At 60.3% G+C, this 25,133-nt stretch carries 23 protein-coding genes; 15 read left to right on the top strand and 8 right to left on the bottom strand.

Going from position 1 to position 25,133, the window contains the following annotated elements:
• The first annotated feature begins 3 nt into the window (after positions 1-3).
• From lepB to pdxJ, 5 genes are all read left to right on the top strand, one after another.
• Positions 4-858, top strand: coding sequence for a signal peptidase I (gene lepB / locus BK658_RS27875; RefSeq protein ID WP_123585114.1), 855 nt, complete (start codon positions 4-6; stop codon positions 856-858).
• Positions 859-1,037: 179 nt separating this feature from the next.
• Positions 1,038-1,727 (top strand): ribonuclease III, encoded by a 690-nt coding sequence (gene rnc / locus BK658_RS27870; RefSeq protein ID WP_019691997.1) that lies wholly within the window; start codon positions 1,038-1,040, stop codon positions 1,725-1,727.
• Positions 1,720-2,622: a GTPase Era gene (era, locus tag BK658_RS27865; protein WP_123585113.1), complete on the top strand. Its 903-nt coding sequence runs from the start codon at positions 1,720-1,722 to the stop codon at positions 2,620-2,622. The genes rnc and era overlap by 8 nt, the downstream gene beginning before the upstream one ends.
• Before the next feature lie 190 nt (positions 2,623-2,812).
• Positions 2,813-3,502 carry a DNA repair protein RecO gene (gene recO, locus BK658_RS27860; RefSeq protein WP_123585112.1) on the top strand — a complete coding sequence of 230 codons (690 nt, stop codon included), beginning with the start codon at positions 2,813-2,815 and terminating at the stop codon, positions 3,500-3,502.
• 51 nt (positions 3,503-3,553) lie between these two features.
• Complete coding sequence (gene pdxJ, locus BK658_RS27855; protein ID WP_054593871.1) at positions 3,554-4,297, top strand: pyridoxine 5'-phosphate synthase; 744 nt, start codon at positions 3,554-3,556, stop codon at positions 4,295-4,297.
• 141 nt (positions 4,298-4,438) lie between these two features.
• Here pdxJ and mltF read toward each other — a convergent pair whose 3' ends face one another.
• A complete protein-coding gene (mltF, locus tag BK658_RS27850; RefSeq protein ID WP_123585111.1) occupies positions 4,439-5,899 on the bottom strand; it encodes a membrane-bound lytic murein transglycosylase MltF in 1,461 nt (486 codons plus the stop codon).
• A 287-nt stretch (positions 5,900-6,186) separates the two neighbouring features.
• On the opposite strand from mltF, the gene purL reads away from it, so the two are divergent.
• The 5 genes from purL to BK658_RS27825 all read left to right on the top strand — a co-directional run bounded on the left by purL (position 6,187) and on the right by BK658_RS27825 (position 12,656).
• Positions 6,187-10,083 (top strand): phosphoribosylformylglycinamidine synthase, encoded by a 3,897-nt coding sequence (gene purL / locus BK658_RS27845; protein WP_123585110.1) that lies wholly within the window; start codon positions 6,187-6,189, stop codon positions 10,081-10,083.
• Between the two features lie 5 nt (positions 10,084-10,088).
• Entirely contained in the window at positions 10,089-10,400 is a 312-nt protein-coding gene (locus BK658_RS27840) for a YqfO family protein (protein WP_123585109.1), read from the top strand.
• Positions 10,401-11,265: 865 nt separating this feature from the next.
• Complete coding sequence (locus BK658_RS27835) at positions 11,266-11,655, top strand: DUF6124 family protein (protein WP_123585108.1); 390 nt, start codon at positions 11,266-11,268, stop codon at positions 11,653-11,655.
• Positions 11,656-11,856: 201 nt separating this feature from the next.
• Positions 11,857-12,153 (top strand): hypothetical protein, encoded by a 297-nt coding sequence (locus BK658_RS27830; RefSeq protein ID WP_123585107.1) that lies wholly within the window; start codon positions 11,857-11,859, stop codon positions 12,151-12,153.
• Between the two features lie 206 nt (positions 12,154-12,359).
• Complete coding sequence (locus BK658_RS27825; protein WP_123585106.1) at positions 12,360-12,656, top strand: hypothetical protein; 297 nt, start codon at positions 12,360-12,362, stop codon at positions 12,654-12,656.
• Between the two features lie 139 nt (positions 12,657-12,795).
• On the opposite strand, the gene nagE is transcribed toward BK658_RS27825, so the two are convergent.
• The 7 genes from nagE to BK658_RS27790 all read right to left on the bottom strand — a co-directional run bounded on the left by nagE (position 12,796) and on the right by BK658_RS27790 (position 21,517).
• Positions 12,796-14,511: an N-acetylglucosamine-specific PTS transporter subunit IIBC gene (nagE, locus tag BK658_RS27820; RefSeq protein WP_123585105.1), complete on the bottom strand. Its 1,716-nt coding sequence runs from the start codon at positions 14,509-14,511 to the stop codon at positions 12,796-12,798.
• A 44-nt stretch (positions 14,512-14,555) separates the two neighbouring features.
• Positions 14,556-17,072: a phosphoenolpyruvate--protein phosphotransferase gene (ptsP, locus tag BK658_RS27815; RefSeq protein WP_123585104.1), complete on the bottom strand. Its 2,517-nt coding sequence runs from the start codon at positions 17,070-17,072 to the stop codon at positions 14,556-14,558.
• Between the two features lie 24 nt (positions 17,073-17,096).
• On the bottom strand, positions 17,097-18,107 hold the full coding sequence (locus tag BK658_RS27810) for an SIS domain-containing protein (RefSeq protein WP_404943206.1): 1,011 nt from the start codon (positions 18,105-18,107) through the stop codon (positions 17,097-17,099).
• The gene (gene nagA / locus BK658_RS27805; protein ID WP_123585102.1) at positions 18,100-19,206 is read right to left on the bottom strand and encodes an N-acetylglucosamine-6-phosphate deacetylase; all 1,107 of its coding nucleotides are present in this window, start codon (positions 19,204-19,206) and stop codon (positions 18,100-18,102) included. The genes BK658_RS27810 and nagA overlap by 8 nt, the downstream gene beginning before the upstream one ends.
• A 30-nt stretch (positions 19,207-19,236) precedes the next feature.
• Positions 19,237-19,968 carry a GntR family transcriptional regulator gene (locus BK658_RS27800; RefSeq protein ID WP_123585101.1) on the bottom strand — a complete coding sequence of 244 codons (732 nt, stop codon included), beginning with the start codon at positions 19,966-19,968 and terminating at the stop codon, positions 19,237-19,239.
• 454 nt (positions 19,969-20,422) lie between these two features.
• Positions 20,423-20,926: a L,D-transpeptidase family protein gene (locus BK658_RS27795; protein ID WP_123585100.1), complete on the bottom strand. Its 504-nt coding sequence runs from the start codon at positions 20,924-20,926 to the stop codon at positions 20,423-20,425.
• 39 nt (positions 20,927-20,965) lie between these two features.
• Positions 20,966-21,517 carry an NUDIX hydrolase gene (locus tag BK658_RS27790; protein WP_123585099.1) on the bottom strand — a complete coding sequence of 184 codons (552 nt, stop codon included), beginning with the start codon at positions 21,515-21,517 and terminating at the stop codon, positions 20,966-20,968.
• A 148-nt stretch (positions 21,518-21,665) separates the two neighbouring features.
• Here BK658_RS27790 and BK658_RS27785 point away from each other — a divergent pair, with 148 nt between their 5' ends.
• The 5 genes from BK658_RS27785 (at position 21,666) to purT (ending at position 25,052) form a co-directional block, all read left to right on the top strand.
• Positions 21,666-22,265, top strand: coding sequence for a CoA pyrophosphatase (locus BK658_RS27785; protein ID WP_054593858.1), 600 nt, complete (start codon positions 21,666-21,668; stop codon positions 22,263-22,265).
• 68 nt (positions 22,266-22,333) lie between these two features.
• Positions 22,334-22,858, top strand: coding sequence for a gamma carbonic anhydrase family protein (locus tag BK658_RS27780; protein ID WP_007954617.1), 525 nt, complete (start codon positions 22,334-22,336; stop codon positions 22,856-22,858).
• A complete protein-coding gene (locus BK658_RS27775) occupies positions 22,855-23,070 on the top strand; it encodes a DUF1289 domain-containing protein (protein ID WP_123585098.1) in 216 nt (71 codons plus the stop codon). Before BK658_RS27780 ends, BK658_RS27775 begins: the two co-directional genes overlap by 4 nt.
• A 233-nt stretch (positions 23,071-23,303) precedes the next feature.
• On the top strand, positions 23,304-23,771 hold the full coding sequence (locus BK658_RS27770) for a preQ0 transporter (protein ID WP_123585097.1): 468 nt from the start codon (positions 23,304-23,306) through the stop codon (positions 23,769-23,771).
• 99 nt (positions 23,772-23,870) lie between these two features.
• A complete protein-coding gene (gene purT / locus BK658_RS27765; RefSeq protein ID WP_123585096.1) occupies positions 23,871-25,052 on the top strand; it encodes a formate-dependent phosphoribosylglycinamide formyltransferase in 1,182 nt (393 codons plus the stop codon).
• Positions 25,053-25,133 lie beyond the last annotated feature (81 nt).

Below are 25,133 nucleotides of genomic sequence, written 5' to 3'. Positions count from 1 at the left end.
CCTATGTCACTAAATTTCCCGCTGTTGCTGGTCATCGCCGTTTTCGTTTGCGGTCTGTTGGGGTTGCTCGATCTGATCTTTCTGGCGCCGCGTCGGCGTGCCGCCATTACCTCTTATCAGGGTAGCGTCGGCGAGCCGGACATGATGGTGGTCGAGAAACTGAACAAAGAACCGATGCTGGTTGAATACGGCAAATCGTTCTTTCCGGTGCTGTTCATCGTGCTGGTCTTGCGTTCGTTCCTGGTGGAGCCGTTCCAGATTCCGTCTGGTTCGATGAAGCCGACCCTGGACGTTGGCGACTTCATTCTGGTGAACAAGTTTTCCTACGGGATCCGCTTGCCGGTGCTCGATACGAAAGTCATCCAGGTGGGTGATCCGCAGCGTGGCGATGTGATGGTGTTCCGCTACCCAAGCGACCCGAACGTCAACTACATCAAGCGTGTGGTGGGCCTGCCGGGTGATCAGATTCGTTACACCGCCGACAAGCGTCTGTTCGTCAACGGTGAATCGATCGCGGAGCTGCTGGTCGGCTCCGAGCCGGGTACGTTGGGCAGTGCCGAGCTCTACAAGGAAAAACTCGGCGCCGCCGAGCACCTGATCCGCAAGGAAATGAGCCGCTACCGCGCAACCCCGGACCATCAATGGACCGTGCCTGCCGGGCACTACTTCATGATGGGCGACAACCGCGACAACTCCAACGACAGTCGCTACTGGGATGATCCAACTATTCCCAAGGATCTGCTGGGCATGGTTCCCGACAAGAATATCGTCGGCAAGGCCTTCGCCGTCTGGATGAGCTGGCCGGAACCCAAACTCAGTCACCTGCCGAATTTCTCGCGGGTTGGCCTGATCAAGTAATCACACACGGCGCTGTTGAACACAGCGCCGAATGCATTTCTGGAGCCCGCAGAAGGTTGCCGCAGATGCATGAAGCCAACGATATTCAGGATGTAATTTTTGAACACAGCGTTAATTGTCCAAGAGCCTAGCAGCGTTGCTGTGATGGACGTCGACCACGAACTCAGCGTGGGTAAACCGTGAGCGTCTCTTTAAGCCGTCTCGAGCGTCAGCTCGGTTATACCTTCAAGGACCAGGAACTGATGGTTCTGGCCCTGACGCATCGCAGCTTTGCCGGGCGCAACAACGAACGCCTGGAATTCCTCGGTGATGCCATTCTCAACTTCGTTGCCGGTGAAGCGTTGTTCGACCGCTTTCCGCTGGCTCGCGAAGGCCAGCTGTCGCGTTTGCGCGCACGCCTGGTCAAAGGTGAAACGCTGGCCGTATTGGCGCGTGGTTTCGATCTGGGCGAGTACCTGCGCCTGGGGTCCGGTGAGTTGAAGAGCGGCGGTTTCCGCCGTGAATCGATCCTCGCCGATGCCCTCGAAGCGCTGATCGGTGCGATCTACCTGGATGCCGGCATGGACATGGCGCGCGAACGCGTGCTGGCCTGGCTGACGTCCGAGTTCGACAGCCTGACGCTGGTCGACACCAACAAAGATCCAAAGACTCGCCTGCAGGAGTTCTTGCAGTCGCGTGCCTGTGAACTGCCGCGTTACGAAGTGGTGGATATCCAGGGTGAGCCGCATTGCCGGACGTTCTTCGTCGAATGCGAAATCACCTTACTGAACGAAAAAAGCCGAGGTCAGGGTGTGAGTCGTCGTATTGCCGAACAGGTAGCGGCCGCTGCAGCACTGATTGCCCTGGGCGTGGAGAATGGCCATGACTGATTCAACTGCAACTCGCTGTGGCTATGTCGCCATCGTCGGCCGTCCGAACGTGGGCAAATCCACGCTGTTGAACCACATCCTGGGTCAAAAGCTGGCGATCACCTCGCGCAAACCGCAAACCACTCGCCACAACATGCTCGGTATCAAGACCGAAGGTGCCGTGCAGGCGATCTACGTCGACACCCCTGGCATGCACAAAGGTGGCGAGAAAGCCCTCAACCGCTACATGAACAAGACCGCTTCGGCCGCGTTGAAAGACGTCGATGTGGTGATCTTCGTGGTTGATCGCACCAAGTGGACCGAAGAAGACCAGATGGTTCTCGAGCGTGTTCAATACGTGACAGGCCCGTTGATCGTGGCGCTGAACAAGACCGACCGCATCGAAGACAAAGCCGAGCTGATGCCGCACCTCAGCTGGTTGCAGGAACAGCTGCCGAACGCGCAGATCATTCCGATTTCGGCGCAGCACGGGCACAACCTCGACGCGCTGGAGCGGGTGATCGCCGGTCACCTGCCGGAAAACGATCACTTCTTCCCGGAAGACCAGATCACCGACCGCAGCAGCCGTTTCCTCGCCGCCGAACTGGTGCGCGAGAAAATCATGCGCCAGATGGGCGCCGAGCTGCCTTACCAGATCACCGTGGAAATCGAAGAGTTCAAGCAGCAGGGGAAAACCCTGCACATCCATGCGTTGATCCTCGTCGAACGTGACGGTCAGAAGAAAATTATCATTGGCGACAAGGGCGAGCGGATCAAGCGCATCGGCACCGAAGCGCGCAAGGATATGGAGCTGCTGTTCGACTCCAAGATCATGCTCAACCTTTGGGTCAAAGTGAAAGGCGGCTGGTCCGACGACGAACGCGCCCTGCGTTCGCTGGGTTACGGCGACCTGTAATCAAGCTCCAGCCTATGGCGCGAGCTTTTGTGGCGAGGGGGCTTGCCCCCGTTGGGTCGCGAAGCGACCCCTGAACCATTCACCGCGCCGTGTCAGGCACACCGCATTAAATGGTTTGGCGACTGCTTCGCAGTCGAGCGGGGGCAAGCCCCCGAGCCACAGTTGTTCTCCTTCAGAGATATTTAATCTCATGTCCCAAACACCACCCCTCGGCCAACCCGCCTACGTGCTCCATAGCCGCGCCTACCGCGAAAGCAGCGCGTTGGTGGATTTCCTTACGCCGCAAGGTCGGCTGCGGGCGGTGTTGCGCAGTGCGCGGGGCAAGGCCGGAACACTGGCGCGGCCATTCGTGCCGCTGGAAGTCGAGTTCCGTGGTCGGGGCGAACTGAAGAACGTCGGTCGTATGGAAAGCGCCGGCGTCTCGACCTGGCTCAATGGTGAGGCGCTGTTCAGCGGTCTCTACCTCAACGAACTGCTGATCCGCCTGCTGCCGTCCGAAGATCCCCATCCTGCGGTATTCGACCATTACGCCGCGACCTTGCTGGCCCTCGCCGAAGGGCGCCCGCTGGAGCCGTTGTTACGTTCGTTCGAATGGCGGCTGCTCGATGACCTGGGCTACGGTTTTGCGCTGAACGCAGATATCCATGGCGAACCTATCGCGCCCGATGGCCTGTATCGCTTGCAGGTCGATGCGGGGCTGGAGCGGGTCTACCTGTTGCAGCCGGGTCTGTTCAACGGCACCGAACTGTTGGCCATGGCCGACGCCGACTGGAGCGCCCCCGGCGCATTGTCGGCCGCCAAGCGTCTGATGCGTCAGGCGCTGGCCGTTCACTTGGGCGGTCGCCCATTGGTCAGTCGCGAGTTGTTTCGAAAGCCGTAAGCCTGACGTGTATGCTGTGCACCGAACTTTCTCTTCTTCTGGAGCGCTTCCGTGACCACCAGCAATCGCATTCTTCTTGGCGTGAACATCGACCACGTTGCCACCCTGCGTCAGGCCCGGGGTACGCGTTACCCTGATCCCGTAAAGGCAGCGCTGGACGCGGAAGAGGCGGGCGCTGACGGGATCACCGTGCATCTGCGTGAAGACCGCCGGCACATTCAAGAGCGCGACGTGTTGTTGCTCAAGGACGTGCTGCAAACCCGCATGAACTTCGAGATGGGCGTCACCGAGGAAATGATGGCGTTCGCCGAGCGCATTCGTCCGGCGCACATTTGCCTGGTCCCGGAAACCCGTCAGGAACTGACCACCGAAGGCGGTCTGGATGTCGCGGGGCAGGAAGCGCGGATCAAGGCGGCGGTGGATCGTCTGGCGAAAATCGGCTGCGAAGTGTCACTGTTCATCGACGCCGACGAGCGCCAGATCGAAGCCTCGAAACGCGTTGGCGCACCGGCCATCGAATTGCACACCGGCCGTTATGCGGACGCCGAGACGCCGACTGCGGTTGCTGAAGAACTGAAACGCGTGGCGGATGGTGTGGCGTTTGGCCTGACTCAAGGCCTGATCGTCAACGCCGGCCACGGTCTGCACTACCACAACGTCGAAGCCGTTGCGGCGATCAAAGGCATCAACGAACTGAACATCGGTCACGCGCTGGTGGCGCATGCGCTGTTCGTCGGGTTCAAGTCGGCTGTTTCGGAGATGAAAGCGCTGATCCTGGCAGCTGCAAAAGCCTAAGCTTAGTGACAGATCGTTCCCACGCTCTGCGTGGGAATGCATCTCCTGACGCTCTGCGTCAGCTTTTGAAGCGGACGCGGAGCGTCCCTGGCGGCATTCCCACGCGGAGCGTGGGAACGAGAGGGGCGGGGAGGGTCGTGCCTAGAGCGGTGGGTTTTCTTCAGGCGGTTTGGTCTTGTCGATGCCCGGCACATGCAGGCTGCCCTGCACAACCTGCTCACCCTCAAGCTGCGGCTGCGTCACCCACGTCAGAATGTCGTAGTAACGCCGGATGTTCGCCACAAAATGCACCGGCTCACCGCCCCGGGCGTAGCCATAGCGGGTTTTGCTGTACCACTGTTTCTGCGACAGGCGCGGCAGGATCTTTTTCACATCCAGCCACTTGTCCGGATTCAGCCCTTCCTTGGCCGCCAGTTTGCGCGCGTCATCCAGATGACCGCTGCCGACGTTGTAGGCCGCCAGCGCAAACCATGTGCGATCCGGCTCCTGGATCGAGTCGTCCAGTTGATCTTTCATATAAGCCAGGTACTTCGCGCCGCCCATGATGCTTTGCTTGGCGTCCAGGCGATTGGACACGCCCATGGCCTGCGCGGTGTTTTGGGTCAGCATCATCAGGCCGCGAACGCCGGTTTTCGAGGTGACCGCCGGTTGCCACAGCGATTCCTGATAACCGATTGCGGCGAGCAGTCGCCAGTCGACTTTCTCTTCCTTGGCCGAGGCCTTGAAGTGTTTCTCGTACTTGGGCAGCCGTTGCTGCAAGTGCTGGGCGAAGGTGTAGGCGCCCATATAGCCGAGTACATCGACATGCCCGTAATAGCGGTCTTTCAGCCGTTGCAGGGTGCCATTCTTATCGGCCTTGTCGAGGAAATCGTTGATCTCGTTGAGCAGGCTGTTGTCATCCCCAGCGGCGACCGCCCAGCTCTGGTTGCTGGCGTCGCCCAGGTCGAAGGCGACTCGCGCATTCGTGAAGTACACCTGGTTCATCGCGACTTCGTTGGAGTCGACCAGTGTCAGATCGATCTGACCTTCATCAACCATGCGCAGCAGGTCAACGACCTCAACTGCGTCGGACTCTTCGTATTGAATACCGGGGTATTTCTTTTTCAGTGCTGCCAGTTGATCGGCGTGGGTGCTGCCCTTGAGCACCATGATTGTCTTGCCGACCAGATCGGCTGCCGAGGTCGGCCGAGACTGACCGTTGCGGTAGATGATCTGTGGGGTGACTTCCAGATACGAGTGGGAAAACCGCACTTGCTGTTTGCGTTTCTCGCTGCTGACCAGACCGGCAGCAGCCAGCACCGGGCCGCCAGGTTTGCCTAGCTGACCGTACAGGTCGTCGAGGTTGTCCGCGGTTTCGATCTTGAGTGTTACCCCCAGATCGTCGGCGAAGCGCTTCACCAGCTCGTATTCGAAGCCGGTTTCACCGTTGCGATCCTGAAAGTAGGTAGCGGGGCTGTTGCGGGTAACCACACGCAGCACGCCATCCTCCTTTACGCGCTCCAGTGTGTTGGGTTTGTCAACACAGCCACTGAGCATCAGGAAGAGTCCGGTTGCGATGAGCCATTTGGCGAATCGCGGACGCAAAGCCGTTGGGGAAAACATCTGCGCAGTATACGCAAAGGACCACGACCGCCATATCTCGACAGTAAAAGGCTTGTCTGCTAGAGCGTTCAAACCCCGGCGCAAGCCCGCAAGAACAGGCGCTAGGGCCTGATTGTGACAACAAAAATAACCGCCGGCGCGCACCTTTATGAGCATGGGTTACAGGCTTTGAGCCCCGGGCCGACGTTCGGACAATACCGGGTGTAGCGTTTCGGGTGCTGTCGCGGGCGGTTTAGGCTAGAATGCACGGCCTCAAAGCACACCCCCTTCCCGAGGCTGTCCCGAAGATGTTGATCCTGCGCGGCGCTCCTGCCCTTTCTGCCTTTCGCCACAGCAAACTCCTTGAGCAACTGAGCCAGAAGGTTCCGGCTGTCAGTGGCTTGTATGCTGAATTCGCTCACTTCGCCGAAGTCACCGGCGTCCTGACCGGCGACGAACAGCAGGTGCTAGCGCGCCTTCTGAAGTACGGTCCTAGCGTTCCGGTACAAGAGCCGACCGGCCGTCTGTTCCTGGTGTTGCCGCGTTTCGGCACCATCTCGCCATGGTCGAGCAAGGCCAGTGATATCGCCCGCAACTGTGGCCTGGCGAAAATCCAGCGCCTGGAGCGCGGTATCGCTTTCTACGTGACCGGTGAATTCACCGACGCACAAGCACAGCTGATCGCCGACGGTCTGCACGACCGCATGACCCAGATCGTGCTGGAAAACCTCGAACAGGCGGCTGGCCTGTTCAGTCACTCCGAACCGAAGCCGTTGACGGCGATCGACGTTCTGGGTGGCGGTCGCGCTGCACTGGAAACCGCTAACGTCGAGCTGGGCCTGGCCCTGGCGGAGGACGAGATCGACTACCTGGTCAACGCCTTTATTGGCTTGAAGCGCAACCCGCACGACATCGAGCTGATGATGTTCGCCCAGGCGAACTCCGAGCACTGTCGTCACAAGATCTTCAACGCCAGTTGGGACATTGACGGCGAGAGCCAGGAAAAAAGCCTGTTCGGCATGATCAAGAACACCTACGTGATGCACAGCGAAGGCGTTCTGTCGGCTTACAAGGACAACGCTTCGGTGATCGTCGGCAGCGTGGCCGGCCGTTTCTTCCCGGATCCTGAAACCCGCCAGTACGGCGCGGTGCAGGAGCCGGTACACATCCTGATGAAAGTCGAGACGCACAACCACCCGACCGCAATTGCCCCGTTCCCGGGCGCATCCACCGGTTCCGGTGGCGAGATCCGCGACGAAGGCGCGACCGGTCGCGGCGCCAAGCCAAAGGCTGGCCTGACCGGTTTCACCGTGTCCAACTTGCAAATCCCGGGCTTCGAACAGCCGTGGGAAGTGCCGTACGGCAAGCCTGAGCGCATCGTTACCGCGCTGGACATCATGATCGAAGGCCCATTGGGCGGCGCTGCATTCAACAACGAATTCGGCCGTCCGGCGCTGACCGGTTATTTCCGTACCTTCGAACAATCCATCACCACCCCGCGTGGCGATGAAGTGCGCGGTTATCACAAGCCGATCATGTTGGCTGGCGGCATGGGCAACATTCGCGCCGAACACGTACAGAAAGGCGAAATCCTCGTTGGCTCCAAGCTGATCGTACTGGGCGGCCCGGCGATGCTGATCGGTCTGGGCGGCGGCGCGGCTTCCTCCATGGCCACCGGCACCAGCTCGGCCGACCTGGACTTTGCTTCGGTACAACGCGAAAACCCGGAAATGGAACGCCGTTGCCAGGAAGTCATCGACCGTTGCTGGCAGTTGGGTGACCGCAACCCGATCAGCTTTATCCACGACGTCGGCGCGGGCGGTCTGTCCAACGCCTTCCCGGAACTGGTCAACGACGGCGACCGTGGTGGCCGCTTCGAACTGCGCAATATTCCAAACGACGAGCCGGGCATGGCCCCGCACGAAATCTGGAGCAACGAATCCCAGGAACGCTACGTCCTGGCGGTCGGCCCGGCCGACTTCGAGCGCTTCAAGGCAATCTGCGAACGTGAGCGTTGCCCGTTCGCCGTCGTCGGCGAGGCCACTGCCGAGCCGCAACTGACTGTCACCGACAGCCACTTCGGCAACAGCCCGGTGGATATGCCACTCGAAGTGCTGCTGGGCAAAGCCCCGCGCATGCACCGTTCGGCTGTTCGCGAAACCGAACTGGGCGATGATTTCGATCCATCGACCCTGGCGATTGCCGACTGCGTCGAGCGCGTTCTGCATCACCCGGCCGTGGCCAGCAAAAGCTTCCTGATCACCATCGGCGACCGCACCATCACCGGCCTTGTTGCCCGTGATCAGATGGTTGGCCCGTGGCAGGTTCCAGTGGCTGACGTTGCCGTCACCGCTACCAGCTTCGACGTCTACACCGGTGAAGCGATGGCCATGGGCGAGCGTACTCCGCTGGCACTGCTGGACGCTCCGGCGTCGGGCCGCATGGCCATCGGCGAAACCCTGACCAACATCGCTGCCTCGCGCATCGGCAAGATCTCCGACATCAAACTGTCGGCGAACTGGATGTCGGCTGCCGGTCACCCGGGCGAAGACGCGCGTCTGTACGACACCGTCAAAGCAGTCGGCATGGAACTGTGCCCGGAGCTGGGCATTACCATTCCGGTGGGCAAGGACTCGATGTCCATGGCCACGCGCTGGAACGACGAAGGCGTCGACAAGACTGTGACTTCGCCAATGTCCCTGATCGTGACCGGTTTCGCGCCAGTGACTGACATCCGTCAGACCCTGACCCCGCAACTGCGCATGGACAAAGGCACTACCGACCTGATCCTGATCGACCTGGGTCGTGGCCAGAACCGCATGGGTGCTTCGATCCTCGCGCAGGTTCACGGCAAGCTCGGCAAGCAGGCACCGGACGTCGATGACGCCGAAGACCTGAAAGCCTTCTTCGCGGTGATCCAGGGCCTCAACGCCGACGGTCACCTGCTGGCTTACCACGACCGTTCCGACGGTGGTCTGCTGACCAGCGTGGTGGAAATGGCCTTCGCCGGCCACTGCGGTCTGAGCCTGAACCTCGACGGTCTGGCGGAAACCTCGGCCGACATCGCCGCGATCCTGTTCAACGAAGAACTCGGTGCGGTGATCCAGGTTCGCCAGGACGCAACGCCGGACATCCTTGCGCAGTTCAGCGCAGCGGGCCTGGGTGACTGCGTGTCGGTGATCGGTCAGCCGATGAACAACAGCGAAATCAGCATCACTTTCAACGGCGACACCGTGTTCGAAGGTCAGCGTGGTCTGCTGCAACGTCAGTGGGCTGAAACCAGCTACCAGATCCAGCGTCTGCGGGACAACGCCGACTGCGCCGAACAAGAGTTCGACGTGCTGCTGGAAGAAGATAACCCGGGCCTGAGCGTCAAGCTGAGCTATGACGTGAACCAGGACGTTGCCGCGCCTTACATCAAGAAAGGCATTCGCCCACAGGTTGCCGTACTGCGTGAGCAGGGCGTCAACGGTCAGGTGGAAATGGCGGCCGCGTTCGATCGCGCCGGTTTCAATGCGATCGACGTGCACATGAGCGACATCCTCGCGGGCCGTGTCGACCTGAACGAGTTCAAAGGTCTGGTGGCGTGCGGTGGCTTCTCCTACGGTGATGTACTGGGTGCCGGTGAAGGCTGGGCGAAATCGGCGCTGTTCAACAGCCGTGCTCGCGATGCGTTCCAGGGCTTCTTCGAACGTACCGACAGCTTCACCCTCGGCGTGTGCAACGGTTGCCAGATGATGTCCAACCTGCACGAGCTGATCCCGGGCAGCGAGTTCTGGCCGCACTTCGTGCGTAACCGTTCCGAGCAGTTCGAAGCGCGTGTGGCGATGGTTCAGGTTCAGGAGTCGAACTCGATCTTCCTGCAGGGCATGGCCGGTTCGCGTATGCCAATCGCCATCGCTCACGGTGAAGGTCATGCCGAGTTCGCCAGCGAAGAAGCGTTGCTGCAAGCCGATCTGTCGGGTTGCGTGGCGATGCGTTTCGTCGACAACCACGGCAAGGTTACCGAGCGCTATCCGGCCAACCCGAACGGTTCGCCGCGCGGGATCACCGGTTTGACCAGCCGTGACGGTCGCGTAACCATCATGATGCCGCACCCGGAGCGGGTGTTCCGCGCCGTGCAGAACTCGTGGCGCTCGGAAGAGTGGAACGAAGACGCGCCGTGGATGCGTATGTTCCGTAACGCTCGTGTGTGGGTGAACTAAGCGCTGTGTACAAGCTCGGTTTTTTTGTTCCTCAGAGCCATGTTGAGGTGGTCAAGGGGGCTGTGTTCGCTGCCGGTGGTGGGCGGATCGGTGCTTATGACCACTGTTCGTGGCAGGTGCTTGGGTTGGGTCAGTTTCGTCCGTTGGATGGCAGTCAGCCGTTTATCGGGCAGGCGGGGCTGGTCGAGCAGGTTGAGGAATGGAAGGTTGAGCTGGTGGTCAGTGATGAGTTGATTGGTTCTGTGGTGGCGGCTCTGAAGCAGAGTCATCCCTATGAGACGCCGGCTTACGAGGTATGGCGGTTGGAAGATTTCTGATTTTCCCGCCGTTGAAATGAGAAACCCGCTGAAGTGTTTTCAGCGGGTTTTTTATTGCCCGGGATTTTGATGTACTTGTTCAACTGTGGGAGCTGGCTGCCTGCGATGGCGGCCTGACAGCCGACCTGTCTTTCGCAGATATACACCAATCAAAACTGTGGGAGCGGGCTTGCTCGCGAAGGCGGCCTGACAGCCGACCAATCTCTTGCAGGTGTACATATCCATTCCTGCGGTAACGGCCACTTAGGGTTTCGCCCTTACGGCGCCTCACTTTTTCAGACGCCAAAAAGTAAGCAAAACGCTTCGCCCCAAGCGTACGGCACCTCGCCTAGGCTCGGCGTCCCCTCGCTCCGGCATTCATCAGGGGGCATCGCCTACGGTCTGCTGCGCGACGACCTCCTCTCGATGTGTCCGGCTGCGCCGTACGGCGCTGCGCGCCCACCCCCTGATGAACACCTCCACTCGGCCTACCGAAGGGGCGGGTGGATCAAGATCAACAGCAATAGCACGGCGGCCTGACAGCCGGCCTGAGTGGTTGGGGCGTGTGCGGCTTCAGAAGCTGATCGTTCCCACGCTCTGCGTGGGAATGCCGCCAGGGACGCTCCGCGTTCCGCTTCACGAGTGGACACTGAATGTGGGGAATGACTGTAGGAGCAAGGCTTGCCCGCGATGACGGTGTGTCAGACATGGCAGAAATCTCTGACAAGTCTTTAAGGTTGCTCCTCGGAAGCACGGCCTCTAGCCTTTGAACGTCGCCGCCAATTCAGCGACCGGGACTGCAAGCCCGCCGATAATTTGTTAGGCGCTACAGGCGCCGCATCTACAACTGATGCCGGTCGCTCCAATTTTTCTCAGGAGCTCCACAATGATCAACGACAACTCCGTCCCCCCAGAACACGACGACGTCTCCCCCTACGAATCCCTCGATTCAAAAAAGCTCCACGACGCCGCCCACCGCGCCCTCGATCATTACCTGAAACCCACGCTCGCCAAACTGCGCTTCAGCGACTTGCGCTCAGACCGCTTATTCAGCGTTTCACCCGACGTGGGCCTCGAAAGCCTGTTGGCCAATGCCTCGGAAGATCTGGCCTCGGTCAAGGTGATGGCCGCCGACCTGGCATTCGAGATCGAAGGTTCGCGACGCAGCGTGGCGTTGGCGATTTGCCGGATGGTCGATGGCGCTCTGTTGTTGGTGGACAAGGCGCTGAATGACTACAACCCTTCGGAGTCGGACCAGTTTTACGTCAAGGAATAGCGGCGCAGCAGGTCATTCATGCGGCGCAAAACAAAAAACCGCTGAACCGGAAACGGTCAGCGGTTTTTTGTATTGGGAGAGAGTCAGACTTTACCGCTGGTCTGATTCACATGGCTACCTGTTATTTCTGACAGTTGTGGGCGGTGGGTGGATCAGGTGTGATCAACATTCATAACCGCACTTTCGAAAGGAAGCACCGCCATGACTACAGAGCATGAAGTAACGAATACATTTCAGATTTTTGATTCCAACGGTCAGCCGATTCCGGACCGCGACCGGATAAAGAAGGGATTAGTGACGTTTGAGGGGACGACGAAATCAGGAATGGAGGTCACGGTGTTTGTTAATGGAAAGCTGAGATACAGCGTTACTGAGCCAGAATCCGAGAAGTGGGGGCCATCAGCGTTAAATTTTAATATGTCGGGTGGGCAGGAGATTGAGATCAAATTCGAGCACCAAACGGAGACTAAAGTTTGGTTTTTGATTGTGGAGGACTGATGAGTAAAAAGCTGACTCATGTTCTGCCGGCTAACAAATACAAAAACCGCTGAGCCAGTAACGATCAGCGGTTTTTTATTCGGGAAAAGGCAGGCCCTGCCGTTGGTCTGAAACGCGTGCCTACCTGTCAACTATGACAGTAGCTGCATGTGTATGGCTCAGGTTTGATAACCCTTAAATCCGAGTCATCCACAAGGAGCATCATCATGACTTCAGAGTCGAAACAATTAGTGGCGATAACTAAGGTTGTCGATGCGGACGGTACTGCAATTCCGAATGGTGGCAAGGGCAAGGGGCCAAAATTTACTGTCTCTGGGACGGCTGAAGCGGGAGTGAGCGTAACCTTGAAAGATAGCTTCTACGTAATCCAAACAGGCTATGCGAACTCCAATCGTATGTGGAGTATGACGGTGTCATTGTATGCTGGAGAACATCAGCTTAATGCGTTAAGCAGTGGGAATACATCTAACGTCTGGTCTTTTTCGGTAGTTCCGCCTCAGTAAGGCGAAATGAAAAAACCGCTGAACCGGAAACAGTCAGCAGTTTTGAATTGCATCGAAAGGCTCGCAGCCTGCGGCAGCTCCTGCATTAACCACACTCCCCTAATGTAGGCGCTGCCGCAGGCTGCGATCTTTTAAGGTGCTAAACCTTCGCACTCACCTCACTGCGATTCACCAACCCCTCCAGCGCCTCACTCAAACTCAACGCCTTGTCACCAATCAACAGGTGCCACACGCCACCGTCCAGTGCGCTCACACCCTGGCAACCCAAGTCCTTGAGCTGACACTCCGACAGCGCTTTACCGTCCGCCAGTTGCAGGCGAATCCGGGTCATGGCCACGCAATCCAGTTGCAGCACGTTGTCGCTGCCACCCACGGCGTTCAGCCATTTCTGCGCTTCTGGTGTCTCCACAGGTCCTGCTTTTGGAGTTTCTTCGACCACCACAGCAGCCGCTACCACTGCAGCACCCTCCGTTGGCATGGCCTGGCGAATTTCATCGGCAATGCTGTCGGCCAGCGGCCCGACCACTACTTGCAAGCTGCCGCCCTTGCCGGGGCGCACCACGGCCATGGCGCCGAGGGCTTTCAATTCGCTGTCGGAGGCTTTGTTGCGGTCGACCATTTCCAGCCGCAACCGTGTGGTGCAGGCGCCGATGGTGATCAGGTTGTCAGCGCCGCCCAAGGCTTGGATGTACGCCCCGGCCCGCTGGTTTTCGCTCAATACCGTTTTTTCACCAACAACGACATCTTCGCGTCCCGGGGTTTTCAGGTTGAAGCGGCGGATGCAGAAATCGAACACAACGTAGTAGACCACCGCGTACGCCAGGCCCACCGGGAACACCAGCCAGCCGTTGGTGGACTTGCCCCAGCCCAGTGCCATGTCGATGGCGCCACCGGAGAAGGTGAAGCCCAAATGGATGTTCAGCGCATTGGTGATGGCCATCGCCATGCCGGTCAGCAGCGCGTGCAATAGATACAGCAGCGGTGCGAGGAACATGAAGGCGAATTCGATCGGCTCGGTGACGCCCGTCAGGAACGAGGTCAGGGCCATCGACAGGAAGATCCCGCCCATGACTTTGCGGCGTTCCGGCAGGGCGTTGCGGTACATCGCCAGGCACGCGGCGGGCAAGCCGAAGATCATCATCGGGAACATCCCGGTCATGAACTGGCCGCCCTTCGGGTCGCCGGCAAAATAGCGCGCCAGGTCGCCGGTGACGATGGCGCCGGTGGTCGGGTCGGTGAAGCTGCCGAAGATGAACCACGCCATGTTGTTGAGGATGTGGTGCAGGCCGGTGATGATCAGCAAGCGGTTGAACACGCCGAAGACGAAGGCGCCGATGCTGCCGCTTTCCAGCAGCAGTTGGCCGAAGCTGTTGATGCCGTGCTGGATCGGTGGCCAGATCAAACCGAAGATCACGCCCAGGCCGACGGCGCTGAACCCGGTGACAATCGGCACGAAGCGCCGGCCACCGAAGAACGCCAGGTATTCCGGCAGCTTGATGTCCTTGAAGCGGTTGTACAGCGCACCGGCCATCAAGCCGCTGATGATCCCGGCGAGCATGCCCATGTTGATGCTCGTATCCAGCACCTTGAGCGTCGAGACCATCACCAGGTAACCAATCGCCCCGGCCAGCCCGGCGGTGCCGTTGTTGTCCCGGGCGAACCCGACTGCGATGCCGATGGCGAAGATCAATGCCAGATTGGCGAAGATCACTTGCCCGGCGTCGTGGATGATCGCGATGTTCAGCAAGTCGGTGTCGCCCAGACGCAGCAACAGGCCGGCAATCGGCAGGATCGCGATGGGCAGCATCAGCGCCCGTCCGAGGCGCTGCAAGCCTTCGATGAAGAGTTGGTACATGGCGTTTCTCCCTGTGTTTTTGTTGTTCTAGTAGCTGTTGTTGTTCAGCTCAGAGGCCAATGTTGATGACAGGCGTGACGCACCGCCGTGGCGCTGCTCAGGTTGAGCAGGGTGGCGCTGAAGCGTCGGCAGTCGGCGGCGTCCAGTTGGCGGACACGCTCTTTGATTTCACCGACTTGCGGCGGGCTGACGGACAGCTCGCTGATACCCAGGCCAATCAGCACCGGGGTCGCCAGCGGATCGGAGGCCAGTGCACCGCAAACGCCGACCCAACGCTGATGCCTGGCGGCACCGATGCAGGTCTGGGCGATCAGCCGCAGCAGCGCGGGGTGCAAGGCATCGACCCGTGCGGCGAGACCGGCGTGGTCGCGGTCCATGGCCAGGGTGTATTGGGACAGGTCGTTGGTGCCGATGGACAGGAAGTCCGCGTGTTCCGCCAATTGCTCGGAGAGCAGCGCCGCGGCCGGGACTTCGATCATCACCCCCAGTTCAGGACGCTGCGTGAGTGCAAGCTCGGCGCACAAGGCATCGAGGCGTTGGCGGATGTAGAGCAATTCGTCGACCTCGGTGACCATCGGCAGCAAAATCCGGCAGCGCTGCAACGGGCTGACGTGCAGCAGCGCACGCAATTGTTGGTCGAGCAGTTCCGGGCGTACCTGGGCCATGCGGATACCGCGCAGGCCGAGCACCGGGTTGGCTTCGGCCGGCAGGGGCAGGTAGTCGAGTTGCTTGTCGCCGCCGACGTCAATGGTGCGGATGATCACCGACTTGTCGCCCATGGCATCCAGCACCGCTTGATAGGCCTGGCGCTGTTCCTGTTCATCCGGTGCAGTCTGGCGATCGACGAACAGAAACTCGGTGCGCAGCAGGCCAACACCATCGGCGCCACCTTTCAACGCATCAGCCGCCTCGCTGCTGGAGGCCACGTTGGCCGCGACTTCGATCCGCAGGCCATCGCGGGTGTGTGCCGGGTTGTGGGCTTGCGCTTGTTGGCGTTCGCGGCGTTGCAGGTGTTCATGCTGGGCCTGGGCGACGTGCTCCAGGCGTTGGCTGTTGGGTGTCAGTTCCAGGCGTCCGCCGTCGGCATCCAGCACCACCGACTGGCCTTGCGGTTGATGGAGCAGTGAGGAGCCGAGCGCAACCAGGCACGGCAGGCCTTTGCCACGGGCGAGAATCGCCACATGGGAGGTCGCGCCACCTTCGGCCATGCACAGCCCGGCGACGCCTTGCTGGCTCAATTGCAGCAAGTCGGAAGGGGTCAGTTCGTGCGCGGCGACGATAGCGCCGGCCGGCACGTCGTAGTGCCAATCCTGACCGAGCAAGGCGCGCAGCACCCGTTGCTTGAGGTCGCGCAGGTCGTTGGCGCGTTCGGCCAGCAGCGGGTTGCCGAGCTGTTGCAACACCTCGCACTGCACCTCGATTGACTGGCTCCAGGCGTGGGTGGCGGCGCTGCCCTGATCGATCGACTGGATGGCCGCTTCAAGCAGCGCCGGGTCTTCGAGCAGCGCCAGGTGGGCGGCGAAAATCTGTTCCTCTTCGGTGTGTTTGTGCTTTTTGGAGTGGGACAGGGTTTCGCGGATTTCGCTGCGAACCTGTTCCAGCGCACGGTCGAGGGCTTGCAGTTGTTCTTCGGCGTTATGCTTGCCGGTGTCTTCCGGTAGAGGGATGGCCGCCAGTTGGAACAGCGGGCCGCCGACCAGGCCCGGCGCTGCACAAACACCATTGAGTACGCCGGCTTCGGCGGTGCGGGTACGCTGGGTAATCGGTGTCGGTGCGGCCGCGTGGCTGTCGTCGTTGACCGCCGTGGACAAGGCGTTCAACAACGCTTGCAACGCCGCCTTGGCGTCCGCGCCCTTGCAACTGACTTGGACCTCGTCCTGCTCGCCAATCCCCAGGCCCATCAGCCCGATCAGGCTGTCGCACGACGCCGATTTACCGGCGAAATGCAGCTGCGATTTACTGTTGAACAGGTGCGCAGTCTGGCGGATCAGCGCCGCTGGCCGTGCATGCAGACCGCCACGATGGATGATGCGAATGTGCCCGTGAACCTCAGCACCCGAGCTGTCCGCCTCGGCCTGTGCGCTGTGGGTGGTTCTTGGCACGATGTGCAGCAACGGCTCGCCGACCTTGACCGATTTGAGGGTGATCGGCAGCACCTGGAAGTCTTCGCTGTTGGTCAGGATCAACAGGCTGACCAGGCTTTTGCAGCCTTGTGCGACCTGGTCCAGATCAAAGCGCAGCAGTGCCTGGCCATTGCTGACGCGGGTGCCTTCCGTGACCAGCATCGAGAACCCTTTGCCTTGCAGCTCGACGGTGTCCAGGCCCAGGTGCAGCAGCAGTTCGGCGCCATTGTCGGCGCGCAGGGTCACGGCATGGCCGGTGCGGGCGACATGCACCACCACCCCGGCACACGGTGCGTGCAGGGTGTTGTTCAGCGGGTCGATGGCGATCCCGTCACCCATGGCGCCGCTGGCGAACACCGGGTCCGGAACCTTGGCAAGCGTGAGCACCGGGCCGCTGAGCGGGGCGCTGAGGGTCAGGTCTTTATTGTTGTTATGCATGGCTCGGTACTCGATTCGGGCGTGTTAGTGGGTGCGGGTCACTTTGCTCAAGTGACGCGGCTGGTCCGGGTCCATGCCGCGGGCGACTGCGAGGCCGGCCGCCATGACGTAAAAACTCTGGATGGCGAGAATCGGGTCCAGTGCCGGATGCTCGGCGCGGCTCAGCGTCAGGTCGCGTTCGCTGATGTCATCCGGCGCGGCCAGTAACACGCGGGCACCGCGTTGACGCATCTCGGCGGCGAGGCTCAGCAGGCCGGCCTGTTCGGCGCCGCGTGGGGCGAACACCAGCAGGGGGTAGTTGTCGTCGATGAGTGCCATTGGCCCGTGTTTGACTTCGGCGCTGCTGAAGGCTTCGGCCTGGATCGCCGAGGTTTCCTTGAGTTTCAGTGCCGCTTCCTGAGCAATCGCAAACCCGGCACCACGGCCGATGACCATCAAGCGTTGGCAGTCACGCAGTACGTCGACCGCCAGGCTCCAGTCCTGCGTCGCGGCGTCGCGCAATTCTTCTGGCAGCGCGAGGCCGGCTTGCAGCAACTCGGCATCCTGTTTCCAGTGGGCGATCAGCCGCGCACTGGCGCTGAGGGTGGCGATAAAGCTTTTGGTCGCGGCGACGCTGCGCTCAAGGCCGGCACACAGCGGCAGGCTGAATTCACAGGCGGCTTCCAGTGGCGAGTTCTCGGCGTTGACCATCGAAATGCTCAGGGCGCCCCGTTTGCGCAGCAGACGCAGGCTGTTGACCAGATCCGGACTTTGCCCGGACTGCGAGAACGCGAATACCGCCTGACCGCTGACTTTCAGCGGCGCTTGCTGCAGGGTCACCACCGACATCGGCAGCGATGCCACCGCAATACCGACGTGCTGCATGGTCAGGTAGGCGAAGTAGCTCGCGGCGTGATCGGAACTGCCGCGTGCAACCGTCATCGCCACTTGCGGCGGCTGACGGTTCAAGCGCCCGGCGATCTCGATCATCTGCGGATCCAGTTGCTGCAACTGAGCGTCGACGGCCGTGTACGAGGACAGCGCCTCTTCAAGCATTTTTGAAGTCAATGTCTTCTCCTTCGACCGTTACGGCGGTCAGTGTCAGTGAGCGATCCAGGCGCACGCAGTCAGCCCAGGCGCCGGGTTGCAGGCGGCCGCGTTCCTGGATGCCGAGGTAGTCGGCGGGGAATTGCGAAAGACGTTGCGAGGCCTCGGCCAGTGGCAGGCCGATCTTCACCAGGTTGCGCAGGGCCTGATCCATGGTCAGGGTGCTGCCGGCCAATGTGCCGTCGGGCAGGCGCACGCCGCCCAGGCATTTGGTCACGGTGTGGCTGCCGAGCTTGTATTCGCCGTCCGGCATGCCGGCGGCGGCAGTGGAATCGGTGACGCAATACAGGCATGGGATCGAACGCAGGGCCACGCGGATTGCGCCGGGATGTACGTGCAGCAGGTCGGGAATCAACTCGGCGTACTTGGCGTGGGCCAGTGCCGCGCCGACGATTCCCGGTTCGCGGTGATGCAGCGGGCTCATGGCGTTGTAGAGGTGGGTGAAACTGCTGGCGCCGGCCTCAAGCGCCGCGACGCCTTCTTCGTAGCTGCCCAGGGTGTGGCCGATCTGCATGCGAATGCCACGGTCGCTGAGGGCGCGAATCAGTTTGTCGTGACCGGCGATTTCCGGGGCAATGGTGATCACCCGGATCGGCGCCAGTGCCAGGTAGGCTTCGACTTCGGCCATCAGCGCGGTGTGGGCAAAGTTCGGTTGCGCACCGAGTTTTCCAGGGTTGATGTACGGTCCTTCGAGGTGCACGCCGAGTACCCGGGCGCAGCCTTTCGGGCGCTGTTCGTAGAACTCGCCGACCTCGGCCAGCACCCGGGAAATTTCTTCCGGTGGCGCGGTCATGGTGGTGGCCAGCAGCGAGGTGGTGCCGAAACGCACGTGGGTTTTGGTGATGGTGTCGAAGGCGGGTGTGCCTTCCATGATGTCCTTGCCGCCCCCGCCGTGAACGTGCAGGTCGATGAAACCCGGCAGCAGGTAAGGCAGCTCGTTGTCTGCCGGGTCGCATAGCTGACCTTCGATGCGCACGATCTTGCCGTGTTCATGGATCAACCGGCCGCGGATCCAGCCTTGGGGGGTGAGGATGTTGTCTTCGGACATCAGTGGTTCTCCGGCGTCGTGACACAGGGCTCAGCGTCGAAGCTCTGCGACAAAGTCGTAGTAGTCGTTGCGGCAATAGGTGTCGGTGACTTCGATCGGGGTGTTGTCTTCGAGGTAACCGACCCGGGTCATCAGCAGCATGGCGGTGCCGGGGGCGATGCCGACCAGCGTGGCGAATTCGTCCGAGGCGTTGATCGCCTGAATGTGTTGCAGGGCACGCACTACCGGTTTGCCGATACCGTCGAGGTATTCGTAAAGCGAATCCCCGACCGCTTGCGGCTGGGCAATGATCGACGCCGGCAGGGTGCTCATCTCGATGGCCATCACGGTGTCGTCGGCTTTACGCAAACGCTTGAGGCGCGCGACTTTGTCGTAGGGCGAGAGCGCGAGGCGGATCAGTTCTTCGTGGGTCGGCTGGGTGATTTCCCGCTCCAGCCATTGCGAACTCGGCACGAAACCTTTGAGGCGGAGCATCTCGCTGAATCCGGACAGCCGAGACAGCGGTTGTTCGAGGCGCGGAGTGATGAAGGTGCCGGAGCCTTGGCTGCGACGGATCAGACCTTGTTCGAACAGCACTTCCAGTGCCTTGCGGGCGGTCACGCGGGAGATGTTCAGCATTTCGCTGAGGTTGCGTTCCGACGGCAATGCCTGCTCGGCTTTCCACTGGCCGGCATGGATCGCTGCTTCCAGGTTGCGCGCCAGTTGCAGGTACAGCGGCGTTGGCTGGGTGTCGTCAGGGCGCAGGGCCAGGATGTGGTTCATGGGTGTAGGTCCGATGGGGAGAGTGGAGTGTTGTTGCCCCGGTTATGGCGCAAAACTAATACCACTTAAATACCATGTCAACGCCAGTGGTCTGCTCGGGACGAGCGAATAAGCGCTGCGCTGGAGGGGGCGGCGGTATTGGGTTTTAAGTGGTATTAGGGGAGGGGGATGGAGTGGTAGAAATCGTAGTCTGCGACGGTGCCCGTGGTGTGAAGTGGTATTCAACCTTGGTGCGTACGAGGGCTGCGATTTTTTTATTTATTTTTGATTACGGCTGAAAGTCACGCGGTCGGTAGGCTTTTGTGGCGAGGGGGCTTGCCACCGCTCGGCTGCGTAGCAGCCGTAAAGTCAGCACGCGCGGTAAGCCAGATGGAGCAGGGTCGCAGGTTTTAGCACTGCTTCGCAGCGCAACGGGGGCAAGCCCCCTCGCCACAGGTATTGGAGTGTTTGAGGACTATGGGCGGATTTCGATCATCGTGCCGTCTTTGACCAGACCCCAGACTTCGCGCATGTCGACGTTGCGCATGCCAATACAGCCGTCAGTCCAGTCCAGGGTGTGGAACAGCTCCTCAGGGTTTTCTTCAGTGTCCGGGGTGCCATGGATCATGATCATGCCACCGGGCTGCACACCCTCGCGGCGCGAACGGACGGAATCGCTGATGTTCGGGTAGGAAATGTGCATGGCCAGGTTGAAGCGGTCGCTGACCTTGCGCCAGTCCAGCCAATACAAACCTTCAGGCGTGCGTCGATCACCCTCCATCAGTTTCGGGCCCTTGGGGTTTTTGCCCAGCGAGATGCGATAGGTCCGCAGTGGCTTGCCATCATTGATCAACTGCAACTGATGGGCAGATTTGAGCACCAACACTTTTTCGATGATTTTGCCGTCCAGGGTCTCCGTGGTGGCAGCGTGGGAAACCATGACAAACGACAGGCAGAAAACGGCAAGCAACCAGCGCATTAAAACGATATCCCTGAGAGTACGGCGTACTTTTATAGTTTAAGTGATCGCAGGCTGAGCAAGCGGAGGAATGGATTCGGAGCGTACCGGGAAATTCTCTACCCGACGGTCTGCATAGAAACATTCTAGGGTACGGCCGACCGTGCGGAAAGCCAGCTCCGACCACGGGATGTCAGCTTCTTCGAAAAGTTTCACTTCCAGGCTTTCTTCGCCCGCGGCAAAGTCCAGGTCCGTCAGTTCAGCGCGAAAGAACACGTGCACCTGGCTGATGTGCGGCACATCGATCAGCGTATAGATGTTCAGGTTGCGCACCCGTGCACACGCTTCTTCGGCGGTTTCGCGAATGGCTGCCTGTTCGATGGTTTCACCGTTTTCCATGAAGCCGGCCGGTAAGGTCCAATAACCGCGACGCGGCTCGATGGCGCGTCGGCATAACAACACCTGAGTACCCCAGATTGGCAGGCAGCCGGCGACAATATTCGGGTTCTGATAATGAATGGTCTGGCACTGGTCGCAGACGTATCGCAGGCGCGAGTCGCCTTCGGGAATGCGTTGGGTGACCGGGTTACCGCACTGGCTGCAGAATTTCATGCTGGGCTTCCGAAAATGCTGCACCTATCTTGGCGTGCGGTGGTGTCTGTCGGCAAGTTGTCGTTTAGCGACATGCCATGATTCAGGGGGTTGGGCGGCCGATGTGTTTGGTGCATGATGCAAGATAGTGAACATATCGAGATCACTCATGCTGGATGAGCTACTGCATCGGGTAAGCAACCACACGCCGCGCACGCTGGAAACCGACCTGCGTTTTCCAGAGGCCGCGGTCCTGGTGCCGATCACCCGCAGTGATGAACCGGAGCTGGTTCTGACCCTGCGTGCCAGCGGGCTCTCGACCCACGGCGGTGAAGTGGCCTTCCCCGGCGGGCGACGCGATCCGGAAGACCCGGACCTGATTTTCACCGCATTGCGTGAAGCCGAAGAAGAAATCGGCCTGCCACCCGGCTTGGTGGAAGTCATCGGCCCGTTGAGTCCGTTGATCTCCCTGCATGGGATCAAGGTCACGCCTTATGTCGGGGTGATTCCAGACTTCGTCGAGTACCGGGCCAACGATGCCGAAATTGCCGCCGTGTTCAGCGTACCGCTGGAGTTCTTCCGCAAGGATCCGCGTGAACACACGCACCGCATCGATTATCAGGGTCGCAGCTGGTATGTGCCGAGCTACCGTTTCGGCGAATACAAAATCTGGGGCCTGACCGCGATCATGATCGTCGAGCTGATCAACCTGCTCTATGACGCGCAGATCAGCCTGCATCAACCGCCGAAAAACTTTATCAATATTTGAAACCATCGCGCGTATGGCGTGAACCCTGCTTTTTTCAAGTGAGCCTGCCTGGCCTTGAGGACAATAAAATGAAATACCGCCTGGGCGACGCCCGCGTCGAAACCCACCCGCAGAGCTGGGTCGCACCTAACGCCGTGCTGGTAGGCAAGGTCAAACTGGAAGAGGGTGCCAACGTCTGGTTCAACGCGGTGTTGCGCGGTGACAACGAGCTGATCCTGATCGGCAAGAACAGCAATGTGCAGGATGGCACGGTGATGCACACCGACATGGGCTACCCGCTGACCATCGGCACCGGCGTGACCATCGGTCATAACGCCATGTTGCACGGCTGCACGGTGGGCGATTACAGCCTGATCGGCATCAACGCGGTGATCCTCAACGGCGCGAAAATCGGCAAGAACTGCATCATCGGCGCCAATTCGCTGATCGGCGAAGGCAAGGAAATCCCTGACGGTTCGCTGGTCATGGGCTCGCCGGGCAAAGTAGTACGTGAACTGACCGAGCCACAGAAGAAAATGCTCGAAGCCAGCGCCGCCCACTATGTGCATAACTCGCAGCGCTATGCCCGCGATCTGGTCGAGCAGGAAGAATGAACGCCACCGAAAAACCCGTACGCTCACCGTGCGTGAACATTTGTGCACTGGATGAGGACGATATCTGTACCGGCTGCCAACGCACGGTGGACGAGATTACCCGCTGGAGCCGCATGGACAACGACGAACGCCGCAAGGTGTTGGGGTTGTGTCATGAGCGGGCGAAATCGAGTGGGCTTCTCTGGATGTTGCCTTCTAAGTCCAACTCCTGAGTCCGGGGCTTTTGTGGCGAGGGGGCTTGCCCCCGTTGCGTTGCGAAGCGGCGCAAAAACTTGCAACCGCGCTCTGTCAGGCACACCGCATTTACTGATTTTGCGGCTGCTGCGCAACCGAGCGGGGCAAGCCCCCTCGCCACAGGTGATGTGTACACCTCATGTGCTGAACTTGGCCGAATTCTTTGCCTAAAGTACCCTGTGCACAAAATTGACAGGTATCCCCGCGCGCCATGTTCTTCCTGATCGCTTACATCGGCAGCGTCGTGCTGATCAACTACGCCTTTTCCACCGCCCCGCACCTGGACATCATCTGGTCGGCCTGGAGTGGCCTGGTGTTCGTGCTGCGCGACATGGTGCAAACCCGTTTCGGTCACGGCGCGTTAGCCGCGATGCTGGCGGCGCTGACGTTGTCCTATATCACCTCCGATCCCTCCATCGCCCTGGCCAGCGCCATTGCCTTTGCCGTTTCGGAGTGCATTGACTGGCTGGTATTCAGCATTACCAAGCGTCCGTTGCACGACCGTCTGTGGATAAGTTCGGCGCTGAGCATTCCGCTGGATACCTTCATCTTCTTCGGCATGATCGATGCCCTGACGCCGGGCGTGATCCTCACCGCCCTGGGCTCGAAATTCGCCGGTGTAAGCATCGTCTGGCTGGCCATGGCCTGGCGTTTGCGCAAGAACGCGCTGGCAAGCTGAGCCAAACCTTCAGGTTCATGTAAAATGCCGCGCTTTCTCCCTGAGGGAAGTGCGCCTGGCGTAGCGACCCTCGATGATCCGCTCCTTTGAGGACCTGAGATGACTCGTATCGGAACTCCATTGTCGCCAACCGCGACCCGCGTTTTGCTGTGTGGCTGTGGTGAGTTGGGCAAGGAAGTGGTGATCGAGCTGCAACGCCTGGGCGTTGAAGTGATTGCCGTGGATCGTTACGCCAACGCGCCGGCGATGCAGGTGGCGCATCGCAGCCACGTGATCAACATGCTCGACGGCGCCGCCCTGCGTGCAGTGATCGAAGCCGAGAAACCGCATTTCATCGTGCCGGAAATCGAAGCCATTGCCACCGCCACGCTGGTCGAGCTGGAAGCCGAAGGCTTCACCGTGATCCCGACCGCTCGCGCCGCGCAGCTGACCATGAACCGTGAAGGCATCCGTCGTCTGGCTGCTGAAGAGCTGGACCTGCCGACTTCGCCGTACCACTTCGCCGATACCTTCGAAGACTACCGCAAGGCGGTCGACGACCTGGGTTTCCCGTGTGTGGTCAAGCCAGTCATGAGTTCCTCGGGCAAAGGCCAGAGCCTGCTGCGCAGCGTCGATGACGTGCAGAAAGCCTGGGATTACGCGCAGGAAGGTGGTCGTGCCGGTAAAGGTCGAGTGATCATCGAAGGCTTCATCGACTTCGACTACGAAATCACTTTGCTCACTGTTCGCCACATCGGTGGCACCACGTTCTGTGCGCCGGTCGGCCATCGTCAGGAGAAGGGCGACTATCAGGAATCCTGGCAGCCGCAAGCGATGAGCCCGATTGCGCTGGCGGAATCCGAGCGCGTGGCCAAAGCCGTGACCGAAGCCCTGGGTGGCCGTGGTCTGTTTGGCGTTGAGTTGTTCATCAAGGGTGATCAGGTGTGGTTCAGCGAAGTTTCTCCGCGCCCGCACGACACCGGTCTGGTGACCCTGATTTCTCAGGACCTGTCGCAGTTCGCCTTGCATGCACGGGCGATTCTCGGCTTGCCGATCCCGTTGATCCGTCAGTTCGGCCCATCGGCGTCGGCAGTGATTCTGGTGGAAGGGCAGTCGACCCAAACCGCTTTCGCCAACCTGGGTGCCGCACTGGCCGAGCCGGATACGGCGCTGCGTCTGTTCGGCAAGCCGGAAGTCAACGGTCAGCGCCGCATGGGCGTTGCCTTGGCCCGTGACGAGTCGATCGAGGCCGCCCGCGCCAAAGCGACCCGTGCTTCTCAAGCTGTCGTTGTAGAGCTGTAAGGTCTGATGATCGTTCCCACGCTCTGCGTCACTAGTGTCCGGTAAAAACTGAAGGGGGAGCTTGCTCCCCCTTGCTGTGCC

The sequence above is a fragment of the Pseudomonas brassicacearum genome, from assembly GCF_003732175.1.
Taxonomy (GTDB): domain Bacteria; phylum Pseudomonadota; class Gammaproteobacteria; order Pseudomonadales; family Pseudomonadaceae; genus Aquipseudomonas; species Aquipseudomonas brassicacearum_G.
Note: the sequence above shows the minus strand (reverse complement) of the source record. Positions and strands in the feature narration are given on the sequence as shown.